General features: G+C 41.5%; 12 protein-coding genes and 1 pseudogene. 5 read left to right on the plus strand and 8 right to left on the minus strand.

Features of this window, described 5'->3' with window-relative positions:
- Positions 1–360 precede the first annotated feature (360 nt).
- Positions 361–2352 carry an ABC1 kinase family protein gene (locus tag IM509_RS23560; protein WP_052278477.1) on the plus strand — a complete coding sequence of 664 codons (1992 nt, stop codon included), beginning with the start codon at positions 361–363 and terminating at the stop codon, positions 2350–2352.
- A gap of 122 nt (positions 2353–2474) precedes the next feature.
- On the opposite strand, the gene IM509_RS23565 is transcribed toward IM509_RS23560, so the two are convergent.
- A complete protein-coding gene (locus IM509_RS23565; protein ID WP_052276916.1) occupies positions 2475–3779 on the minus strand; it encodes a cytochrome P450 in 1305 nt (434 codons plus the stop codon).
- A 333-nt stretch (positions 3780–4112) separates the two neighbouring features.
- On the minus strand, positions 4113–5309 hold the full coding sequence (gene alr / locus IM509_RS23570) for an alanine racemase (protein ID WP_072924012.1): 1197 nt from the start codon (positions 5307–5309) through the stop codon (positions 4113–4115).
- A gap of 366 nt (positions 5310–5675) precedes the next feature.
- Between alr and IM509_RS23575 the strand changes: the two genes are divergently transcribed.
- From IM509_RS23575 to IM509_RS23585, 3 genes are all read left to right on the plus strand, one after another.
- Complete coding sequence (locus IM509_RS23575; protein ID WP_052276914.1) at positions 5676–5951, plus strand: polyhydroxyalkanoate biosynthesis repressor PhaR; 276 nt, start codon at positions 5676–5678, stop codon at positions 5949–5951.
- Between the two features lie 113 nt (positions 5952–6064).
- Positions 6065–6373 carry a DUF4164 family protein gene (locus IM509_RS23580; protein ID WP_052276913.1) on the plus strand — a complete coding sequence of 103 codons (309 nt, stop codon included), beginning with the start codon at positions 6065–6067 and terminating at the stop codon, positions 6371–6373.
- Positions 6374–6486: 113 nt separating this feature from the next.
- A complete protein-coding gene (locus IM509_RS23585; protein ID WP_052276912.1) occupies positions 6487–6783 on the plus strand; it encodes a polyhydroxyalkanoate biosynthesis repressor PhaR in 297 nt (98 codons plus the stop codon).
- A 62-nt stretch (positions 6784–6845) separates the two neighbouring features.
- Here the strand turns inward: IM509_RS23585 and mnmE are convergent, their stop codons facing one another.
- The gene (gene mnmE / locus IM509_RS23590) at positions 6846–8219 is read right to left on the minus strand and encodes a tRNA uridine-5-carboxymethylaminomethyl(34) synthesis GTPase MnmE (protein WP_052276911.1); all 1374 of its coding nucleotides are present in this window, start codon (positions 8217–8219) and stop codon (positions 6846–6848) included.
- 53 nt (positions 8220–8272) lie between these two features.
- Between mnmE and IM509_RS23595 the strand changes: the two genes are divergently transcribed.
- Positions 8273–8809 (plus strand): DUF2062 domain-containing protein, encoded by a 537-nt coding sequence (locus IM509_RS23595; RefSeq protein WP_052276910.1) that lies wholly within the window; start codon positions 8273–8275, stop codon positions 8807–8809.
- 294 nt (positions 8810–9103) lie between these two features.
- On the opposite strand, the gene IM509_RS23600 is transcribed toward IM509_RS23595, so the two are convergent.
- From IM509_RS23600 to IM509_RS23620, 5 genes and pseudogenes are all read right to left on the minus strand, one after another.
- Positions 9104–9502: a HEPN domain-containing protein gene (locus tag IM509_RS23600; RefSeq protein WP_052276909.1), complete on the minus strand. Its 399-nt coding sequence runs from the start codon at positions 9500–9502 to the stop codon at positions 9104–9106.
- Entirely contained in the window at positions 9499–9813 is a 315-nt protein-coding gene (locus tag IM509_RS23605; protein ID WP_024971013.1) for a nucleotidyltransferase domain-containing protein, read from the minus strand. Before IM509_RS23605 ends, IM509_RS23600 begins: the two co-directional genes overlap by 4 nt.
- Positions 9814–10089: 276 nt before the next feature.
- Positions 10090–10515: a type II toxin-antitoxin system VapC family toxin gene (locus IM509_RS23610; RefSeq protein WP_052276908.1), complete on the minus strand. Its 426-nt coding sequence runs from the start codon at positions 10513–10515 to the stop codon at positions 10090–10092.
- A 2-nt stretch (positions 10516–10517) separates the two neighbouring features.
- Positions 10518–10760 carry a hypothetical protein gene (locus tag IM509_RS23615; RefSeq protein WP_002760184.1) on the minus strand — a complete coding sequence of 81 codons (243 nt, stop codon included), beginning with the start codon at positions 10758–10760 and terminating at the stop codon, positions 10518–10520.
- Between the two features lie 193 nt (positions 10761–10953).
- A pseudogene (locus IM509_RS23620) lies at positions 10954–11178 on the minus strand (tetratricopeptide repeat protein); the annotation flags it as partial.
- Positions 11179–11317 lie beyond the last annotated feature (139 nt).

An 11317-nucleotide genomic window follows, 5' to 3' on the forward strand; every position in this document is an offset into this window, starting at 1 on the left:
ATGTTCTTGTCGGATAAGTGCAAGGGTATTTTAGCAATTTTAGCCGTTTTCTGTCCCTTTTTCTTGACTTTTTGGGAATTTAATATGGCTGTAATCCTTATATCATAAGTATTTCACAGTTATTCAGCAAACCCTATATAGTAGTGATCGATCTTTGTGTCCTCTGTGTCTCTGTGGTTCCTTCCACGCGCTCGCCATCAGGACTGTATCTTAGAATACATTTTACCCACCAAACCGAAGAGAGCCTGGGATAATCAGGGCAGTATCAGTCTCGAAATCGTCAAAAACACCGATAACCATCCGGGGAAAGCCGATACTTGTTACAATAGTTTACAAATCACCCTGCCTTGTCACCGAACTATGTCCGAACAGATGATCTCCCCAGAGACGCAACCCGAAGAAGCGATTACTGTTGAAGTGCAGCCCGTGCATATTCCCGAAGAGCATCGGGAAGATATCGGCCCCATGGATGACAACGTAGCCGAAAGTTGGCGCTACAACCCCCAAGTTATTAACGACTATTACCGTCGGCGACCTCTAGAAGTTGTGGGGAGATTAATCGAAATTGCCCTGCCGGTTTTATCTTTTGTCATCGGTATCTGGTCGGATAAACTGCGGGGAAAATCGCCGAAAAATGAAATTAGACGGGCCGTACAATTGCGAGAAATGTTGACCAAATTGGGACCGACCTATATTAAAATCGGTCAAGCTCTCTCTACCCGGCCTGATTTAGTACCGCCTTTATATTTAGAAGAATTAACCACTCTCCAGGATCAAATACCCTCTTTTCCTAACGAAATTGCCTATCGTTTTATCGAGGAAGAATTAGGTTATTCTCCTGAAGAAATTTATGCAGAATTATCCCCCAATCCCATAGCGGCCGCTTCCCTAGGACAAGTTTACAAAGGTAAATTAAAAACCGGAGAGAAAGTCGCCGTTAAAGTACAGCGTCCCGATTTGATTCGCTGTATAACTTTAGATGTGTATATCATGCGTAGTTTGGCGACTTGGGTGAAAGGTAATATTAAAAGACTTCGCTCCGATTTAGTGGCAATTACCGACGAATTAGCCGCTCGTATTTTTGAAGAAATTAATTATCTGCACGAAGGACAAAACGCCGAAAAATTCGCTCAACTTTATGGTCACATTGCCGAAATTTACATCCCCAAAATCTACTGGAAATATACCGGGAGACGGGTTTTAACCATGGAGTGGGTGGACGGCACAAAATTAACTAATATCAAAGAAATTCAGACCCAGGGTATTGATGCCACCCACTTAGTTAATGTGGGGGTGCAGTGTTCTTTGCGTCAATTACTTGAACACGGATTTTTCCATGCAGATCCCCATCCGGGTAATTTATTAGCGACTCCCGACGGTAAATTAGCTTATCTTGATTTCGGCATGATGAGCAATATTGAACCCTATCAACGCTACGGTTTAATCGAAGCGGTGGTGCATTTAGTCAACCGGGATTTTGAGTCTTTGGCCAAGGATTATGTTAAGTTAGACTTCCTATCACCAACCACCAATTTAGAGCCAATTGTTCCCGCTTTTTCGGAAGTTTTCGGTAATGCTTTGGGGGCGAGTGTGGCAGAATTAAACTTTAAAAGTATCACCGATAAAATGTCGGCGATGATGTATGAGTTTCCCTTTCGAGTTCCTGCCTATTATGCCCTAATTATTCGCTCGATGGTGACTTTAGAGGGAATAGCAATTGGCATCGATCCCAATTTTAAGGTACTGAGTAAAGCCTATCCTTATATTGCTAAACGTCTGCTCACCGATCCTTCCACGGAGTTGCGAGATTCCCTGCGGGATTTATTGTTTAAAGACGGTACTTTTCGCTGGAATCGTTTAGAAAATCTCTTGCGTAATGCTAAAGATTCTAATGATTTTAACTTCGAGAAAGTCACCGATCAAGCGTTAGATTTTCTTCTGTCAGACAGGGGTGTATTTATCCGAGAAAAATTAGTTAATGAGTTAGTCAATGCGCTAGATAACTTCGGTCGTCGCACTTGGTTTAATCTCACGGTTAATTTCCGGCAACAGGTGGGTTTAGCGGTGCAAGAAACTCCCCCAGAATTGTTGGGTGATGCTAAGAGTTTTGAGCATCTTCGCAACATCTTTAGTATTTTACAGGAAACGAAAGGATTTGATGCCATGGCTATGGTGCCAGTGATGACGAAACTAATCGCTAAACCGGAAACTCAACAGATGGGACAAAAAATTGCTGAAGGTTTGCTACAAAAATCCCTAGCGCGTTTAATTCGTTACCTAGTTCTCGAATTTGATAGACCAAATCATCAGCAAAATGGAGAATTATCGAAAGCTTTACCCGCTGCCGATTAACCTCTGTCAGTTCCACCGACTGCTCAAAATCTGAGCATTTCCGACAATAAAGGCCGTGAAATAAATTTCACGGCTACGAGAAAAACGCTAAACTGTTTTTAAAGTTTTTTTATCCTAACTGGTTAACGGGGTTTAAAGGTGACTTGTAAACCGTCACGAGGATGGGGAGTGGGGATAGTGGTGAGGGTAATATCTTGATTGGGGAGTAATTGCCAATCGTATTTTTCTACTAAACGGACGGCTAAAATTTTCATCTCTAAACGAGCGAATTCCTTGCCAATACATTCGCGCAATCCCGCACCAAAGGGGATATATCCGTAGGGTTTTTCCTCGGCTAAAAAGCGATCGGGATCGAAGCTTTCAGGACGAGAATAAATATTATTATCTTTATGGGTATTGCTGATTTGATACTGCACTACCCATCCTTTCGGCAAATGATAACCGTTAAATTGACAGTCTTCTATTACCCGACGGAATCCTCCTCCCACGGGGGGAGTAAAACGTAAAACTTCCTTTAAAACGCGATCTAAATAGGTCATCTGTTTGAGGGTATCGACGCTTAAAGGAGTGGATAGATCAAAATTAGTTATTTCCTCCAATACAAGCTGAAAAATATCGGGATGCAGTGCCATTTGTAGGCAGAAAGTGGCGATAGCGGAGGTTAAAGTTTCATGACCGGCAAAGAGTAATAATAGCACTTGATCCTTTAATTCCGCTAAGGATAAACTTTCACCGTTTTCGTCTTTAGCTTGTAAAAGGATAGCCAGAGCATCCTGGCCTAAGTCATCATTTTTTTGTCTTTCTAAAATGATAGTTTCGATCGCTTGCAGTAATTCTTCTCGACAGCGTAATGCTTTGCCGAAAGCTGTCCAGGGAAGGGGAAGAGGAAGGGTAAATAGTCCCGCACACCAAGTATCAAAAACTTCTCCTAATTTGGTAGCAGAACCCTGGTCAAGACCGATAAATAATTTACAGGCGATATCGAGAGTATAGTTTCTTAATTCAGGATACCATGACAGGGTTTTTGCAGTTTGCCAACGCTCTAAATAGTGAGCGGTAATTGTTTCTACCGTAGGAATATAACTTGCTAGGGACCGGGGTTGAAAAGCTTGATAGATTAAACGACGACGGGAAGCGTGAACATCTCCCGTATGCACCGCTAAAGATGCGCTACCTAGGAGAGTTTTGGTACTTTTAGGCCAAGTTGCTGCAAAGTATTTATTCTCGTTGCTGAGGAGAAAACGGTTAGCTTCGGTACCGGATAAAATAATCGTGGGACTGCCAAAAATATGAGTACGGAAAAGTTGACCATATTTATTATGACGTTTACTGGCAAAATCCCCATCGGTCAAAAAAGCGATTGTTTCTCCTAATAGGGGTAATCCGAAACTGCCGGGGGGTAGGGGTATATCTTTGCTTATAGTCATCGCTGCCTCTAGGGTAAAACTGATCAGTTGCCGTCGATTAACTCTGTTTATTCTAACCTAAAGCACCGGAGAATTCATCTCCTGATCTAGCCTGACAATTAGCGATCGCACTTGACCAAGGCAAGTATCTAAGTAGGAAGGCACAATTATTTGTAGGATGGGTTAGCGGTAGCGTAACATAATCGGGCGTTGGGTTTCATGCTTCAACCCAACCTACGTTCATCTTATATTTAATTCCACCCACCTACTTAGGCAAAATTAATCACAGATATCGCCAGTCAGTTAACAGCGAGAATTGCCGCCAATTGAAATTTTTTAAGATCACCGCCATAATTAGCCATTGCTAATAATAACTCGCGGCAAACGATGCTTAAAACCGCAGAGAATTTCCCAGGATATCGTACCTAAATCCCGCGCCCAATCGTCGGCGGTGATGCACTGTGGGCCATCTTTACCGATAAGTGTGACGATTTCCCCTGTTTTTACCTCTGGAATCTCGCTCACGTCAATCATTAACTGATCCATGGTTATTGCGCCGATTTGGGGTACTAAACGTCCTCTCAGGGATACTTTTAAACGATTGGAGAGATTGCGGGGAATTCCATCAGCGTAACCGATACCGACCACAGCAATACGGGTGTCTTTTGCCGCTATATACTGATGACCATAACTCACTCCAGAGCCAGCGGCAATGGTTTTGACTTGGGCAATGCGTGCTTTTACTTGCAGCACCGGTTGCAAAGGGACTTTATCGGTGAGATGATCGGCAGGATAAAGACCGTAAAGAGCTAATCCGACTCTAACTCGATCGTAGTGCAGAGATCGATCGCTTAGGGTAGCGGCAGAGTTGGCTAAATGCAGACAGGGGGGATGATAACCTTTTGATTTTAACTCGGCGATCGCTTGTTGGAATCTTTGCCGTTGTAACTGCATGATTTCGGGATTCGGATCATCAGCCGTGGCAAAATGCGAGTATATACTGGCAATTTTCAGGTTAGGAGCCTCTAAAACCTGTTCGACGAATTTGGTGCCGTTTTGCCATGGTGTGCCTAAGCGAGACATCCCCGTATCTAGTTTGATGTGAACCGGCAGCCGCTGCTCTAAGCGTCTCATAACGCTGGCAAAAATCTGCACCTGTTCGATTTGCACCAGGGTGGGTTGCAATTGCCAATGGGCTAAGGCTGCCACTTCTTCTGGGGTATTGACTGCCCCTAAAATCATAATTGGGGCAACGATTCCCGCTTCCCGTAGTTCGATACCTTCCCCGATAGTTGCGATGGCTAAAGACTGCGCTCCAGCTTCTAAAACGCTGTTAGCCACCTTAACTGCCCCGTGTCCGTAAGCATCGGCTTTAATTACCGCCATTAATTCCGTTTTTGGGGCTAATAAGGCCTTGACTTTTTGCACGTTTTGTTGTAAGGCCGAGCGATCAATCTCTACCCAAGCACGATAGCGAATTACTTCCGACAATTGATAATCATGACGGTTTTTGGGCGGATTGATGATTTTTGGTTCGATGCTAAACGTCACTCGCTCACTCCTTTGCACACATAACCCAATTTATACCAAAAGAAAACCGAGAGGGCTAGGAAAAAAGCCTGAAACTCCTCTGGATTTCCTCCTTTTTGCCTGTGGAATCTGGGTTTTAAGATGAATGGGATGTTAGGAAGTTCCCGAAAAAATTGGCAGTTAGGGTTATCGGTGTTAGGGGTTAGGGTTTTTCCGTAGAGAATGAACAGTAACGGGTAATCAGTGACAAGAAAGTAGCGAAGTTTTCACCTAACACTATCTCAGTGGTTGGACAGAAGTGAAGTTAACTGTGAGGTAAGGAATGCCAAAAAGCCTAGACTTAAGATAAAATTATATCCAACCAGATGCAGTATAGGAGTTTAGCCAATGTCTAACGAAACTGTTACTTATTCCCTAGAAGCTGTCCTCACAAGGATTGAGGGGAAGATCGATAAGATTGATGAGCGCTTGACAAAAGTAGAAATAGGATTAACCGATCTCAAAGGAGATATTAAAGTGTTAGACGAGAAAATCGAAGGCATGGACAATCGGCTAAAATCAGTGGAAGGAACCCAAAAAAATCATGTCTGGACATTAATTATCCTTTTGGGGAGTGCCATTTTTACGGCTGCTTGGAAAGTATTTTTTTCCAGTAATATCTGATCTTTCTAATTCTCAACAAGACTACAGTTAACCGCTCCTGAAAGAAAATTTTCTTAAAGCCTAGACTTAAGATAAAATTATATCCAACCAGATGCAGTATAGGAGTTTACCCAATGTCTAACGAAACTGTTACTTATTCCCTAGAAGCTGTCCTCACAAGGATTGAGGGGAAGATTGACTCGCTTGAGAAGCGGGTTAACGAAAGATTTGACAAGGTAGAAGATCGGTTAACCAAACTAGAAATAGGAGTAACTGATCTCAAAGGTGATATTAAAGTGTTAGACGAGAAAATCGAAGGCATCGACAATCGGCTCAGATCGGTAGAGGGAACCCAAAAAAATCAGGTCTGGACATTGATTATCCTTTTGGGAAGTGCCATTATTACGGCTGCTTGGAAAGTATTTTTTTCCAGTAATATCTGAGTTATCCAATCCTCAATAAGACTACAGTTAACCGCTCCTGAAAGAAAATTTTCTTAAAGCCTAGACTAAGATAAAATTATATTCTAACCAGATGCAGTATAGGAGTTTAGCCAATGTCTAACGAAACTGTTACTTATTCCCTGGATGTCGTCCTTAAAGAAATCAAAGACAGCATCAAGGAAGTTAGTCAAAAATTCGATAAGATTGATGAGCGGTTGACAAAAGTAGAAATAGGAATAGCCGATCTCAAAGGCGATATTAAAGTGTTAGGCGAGAAAATCGAAGGCATCGATAATCGGCTAATATCGGTAGAGGGAACCCAAAAAAATCAGGTCTGGACATTGATTATCCTTTTGGGAAGTGCCATTATTACGGCTGGGTGGAAAGTATTTTTTTCCAGTAATATCTGATTTCTCCAATCCTCAACAAGACCACAGTTAACCCAACACAGTTGACCAGATTTCCTCATTGCTTATTTCCCAATACAAAAACGGCTAAAAATGCGATCAAGTACCGATTCAGTTACTTCTTCGCCAGTAATTTCTCCTAAAGCTTGAATGGCAGTACGCAGATCGATCGACCAAAAATCAAAAGGCAAATCTTGGTCAATTGTTTTTTTTACCTGTTCCAAAGCAATTTTCGCCCTAGTTAAAGCTGCCGCTTGTCGTTGATTAATGGCTAAATCCAAATTAGCCGCCTGTAATTCCTGATTTTGGACAGCATTAATAATAGTTTTTTCTAAGTCTTCAATACCCTGATTTTGGACGGCGGATAGCTTGACAACTCGCTCAATTTCTGCTGGGTAAATTACAGTTTCTGGATTAACCAAATCAATTTTATTAATCACTAAAATTAATCGGCGATCGCTGACAGAGCGATAAATTTCCTCGTCCTCCTCGGTCCATCCTGACTCTGCGGAGACGGTTAATAGAACTAAATCAGCAGACCGGGCCGTTTGACGGGAACGTTCCACCCCAATTTGTTCAACTCGATCACTGGCCGAGCGAATTCCTGCCGTATCGAGGACTTGTACGGGGATTCCCGCCACAACTAGCTGAGATTCGACGATATCGCGGGTAGTGCCGGGTAAATCGGTGACAATCGCTCGATCGCTCCGACTCCAAGCATTTAACAAACTGGATTTCCCCACATTCGGCCGCCCCACGATCGCCACTTTTAGACCACTACGCAGCAATTCCCCGCGCTCGGCGGTAGCTAAAATTAAATTTACTTGACAAAAAACCTGTTCTATGCTATGGAGAACCGCCTCGTGATCCAAGGGCGGTAAATCCTCTTCAAAGTCAATACGGGCCTCAATTTCAGCCAAAATATCGAGACAGGTGGCGCGCAAATGGCGGATCGGTTGCGCGAGTTTCCCCTGTAAACCAGAGAGGGCAAATTGTGCCGCTTGGGGAGAACGCGCCCCAACGAGATCGACGACGCTTTCGGCTTGAGTTAGGTCAATTCTGCCGTTAAGAAAGGCACGCAGGCTAAATTCCCCCGCTTGGGCCAAACGCGCCCCATTTTCTAGACATAACTGTAACACCTGTTGTACGGGCATAATGCCGCCATGACAGTGAAATTCCACCACATCCTCGCGGGTGAAAGAGCGGGGCGCTAACATGAGCAACAGCAAAGCTTCATCGATAATTGCCTGACTTTGGGGATGTCGGATATAACCGTAGAGAAGACGATGACTTTTCCAGGGTTGACGATTGCGGGTATGGAAAAGCCGACGAGCGATCGCCACTGCCTCACTACCAGATAAACGGACAATACCGATACTACCCTGTTCCGGAACGATCGCCGTAGCGATGGCGGCGATCGTATCCCCTGTGTTTAACATCTCTTAATCACCCCTTGCTAAAATTGAAGTCGGTATCAATTTTGTCAGCATTTATGCCCGAAAATATGCGCTCACGGTCATTAAAAGCGAGAAAAAGCCGCAAATATTCGAGTAATCGCTTACTGCGATTTTTGCGCTATTGGTATATTCGCTTAATGCGATTACAAGGACATCCTAGGGAAATTGCCAGGGGTTTTGCCTTGGGAGTTTTTTCGGGATTTTTCCCGTGGATGGGCCTTCAAATCATCGTCGCTATCTTTTTAGCCACCCTATTTCGCGCCAACAAGATCGCGGCTGCTGCCGGTACTTATATCAGCAATCCCTTGACCGATCTGCCAATTTTCCTGTTTAATTATAAATTAGGAGAGTTTATTCTTGGTCAAAGCGGGCGATCGAATCTGGGCGACATTTTTCAAACTAATCAAAGCTTCACCGAAAAGTTAGCTAGTTCTGGCGGCCAATTTCTTTTAACCCTGTTTTTTGGTTGCTTACTATCAGCGACGGTATTTGCTACGATAACCTATTTTGTTAGCTATCGCCTAGTTCATCAACGGTATCACCGCCGACAAACAGGTAGAAAACGCCGATAAATTGTCACCGTTCAGGGGGGGGAGGAAATCCGGTAATCTAAGAGGCATGGATGAGAAGCACCAACGGTAATTCCATAATAAGTCTAAACTATGATTTGAATGATTGAATGAATACTATGATTGTGTTGTATTCAGCAAGTCTTCATCAATGATCAATTATAGTCAATCCCATAATCCCATCAATCACAGTTAAGACGATGGCTGTGACTGTCGCATCATTTGTAAATTATTACGAATCATTTGTGTATTGAGATGCTCTTTACTTAATGTATTGACATACAATACTTTTGTCATTTAATCAGTAGGAAGTAGGTCTGAAATTATATTTAAAAAATCTCTCACTTGTGCAATGAAAGGAAGAACTTGTAATTCATCAAAATCTGCAAAGTCTGTATAATCTGCTTCGAGACGGTATTCAAACAATTCGTTATAAACTGCACCAAAGTCTTTTGAAATAATTTCGCTACGGATGTAGTTTTTGTTGAAGAGACTACGGACACCTGTATGTTTTGGAGATGAGAGATTATCATAAGCAAGTAAAGCCGTAACAGCATAAAAGCAACTATAGTATAGACGATTGATACAACTATTCCATCTTGCACCATCAGCAAGAGAACAAGCATCTTGATAAGCTTCCTCTGCACGATTTAAACGATACCTAATTAGTTGATCGTGAAGGGAATTTTTACTCATAGCATAATAGCTTCTTTGTTAACTGATTGCCAGAAAGGAGTAGTTTGTAATAAGGGATGTTCCCATTGATTTTTGCTGCGAACAATGGTACAAATAACCTCTTCTGTTTCCCATTCGATTTCATAAATTTGACGACGGATTTGAGATGTGCGAGTAGGGTTGGTGATCCCATCAACTAATACTAATATATCCCAATCAGAGTCTGGTTGAGCATCGTTTCGCGCCCGTGAACCATAAAGAAATATTTGCGCTTGAGGTTCGATCGCTTGTACTGCTTGTTTAATTTTATTGAGTAATAGTTGTTTTTCCATGATTTTTTATGACCTTTTTTGTACTGCACAACAATATTAACAATATAGTCCATCCCATAATCCCATAATAAGTCTAAACTGTGATTGAAATGATTGAATGAATACTATGATTGTGTTGTATTCAGCAAGTCTTCATCAATGATCAATCATAGTCCATCCCATAATCCCATCAATCACAGTTAAGACGATGGATGTTGCTGTTGTCGCATCATTTGTAAAATTTTCCGAATTTGAACAATAGTAGAGTGATTTTTCCTAATAGTCGTTGACTCCATTTTATAGTAGTTCTATTTTTTGAAAAAGAATAATAAAACCTTCTTGGGTAAAGTGCTTGTCATGGGTAAGCACTTCAAAAATATCCATTTGTTGCATAATTACCATTGATATGCAGTCTGTAATGCTATAACCTTTGTCTGACCGTTGTTTATATAATTCAAAACCTAATTGACGTAATTCTGGTGTATAGGAAATAACTTTTATTGTTTTTTCCCGTAGCATTTGCGTACACATCAAGAGTGCTTTCTGTCTCATAATAGTTCCTCTAGATGAAGCATAGTTCAGTATCTCATCAATAATGCCATCCGTCGTTATTAGCTGATCATTGATACAATTATGAGCATAATTAAGCGCAATTTGATGCCAGTTATCTTTAGGGTTGAGTAAAGCGATCCAATAAAAGGTGTCGGCAAAAATTTGCTTCATGGTTAATGTTTAGGAGTACCGTAAATATAATGATCATGTTGCTCTGCACTATCGGTTGGTAAGGTATCTAAAATTTCTTGAGGAATATCAGCAGTGAGTTCTTCTATAAATTGTGCAAAAGGTTTAGATTGTTCTTGCGATCGATTATGTTTGATTTTGGCTAATAATAAAAAGTCAAAAACTTCTTCTATTACCTCATCAGATACTGTTTCAATTTCATGAATTAGTTGTTCTTTGATAGTCATAATTTTACCTTTGTAAGTTCTTCAAATATAGCCTATATCAGTTATCAGTGATTAATTCAATTATAGTCCATCCCATAATCCCATAATAAGTCTAAACTATGATTTGAATGATTGAATGAATACTATGATTGTGTTGCATTCAACAAACCTTCATCAATAATCAATCATAGTCCATCCCACACATAAATCACAGTTAAGACGATGGATGTTGCTGTTGTCGCAGCCTTTGTAAGTTTTCCCGAATTGTAACAGTAGTAGGATGATTCTCCCCTAAAGCTTGCTCCGCAATTGCTAAAGCTTGTAAATAGAGAGGTTCTGCTTCTGTGTACCTGCCTTGAAAATAGTACAAATGCGCTAAATTGTTGAGGGATTGTGCCACATCAGGATGATTGTCTTCTAAGAGTCGTTTTTTCAATTCTAATGCTTGTAGAGAGAGAGGTTATGAAATAAATTTAAAGAAGTCTGTGTTTTGCAGAAACAGGTGGATATTTAGCAATTTCTATTAATAATAGTCGCTCTTGTAAGCGTTCTTTGTTATTGAAATCTAAAATCCTAGC

The sequence above is a fragment of the Microcystis sp. M31BS1 genome (assembly GCF_020245285.1).
Lineage (GTDB): Bacteria > Cyanobacteriota > Cyanobacteriia > Cyanobacteriales > Microcystaceae > Microcystis > Microcystis panniformis.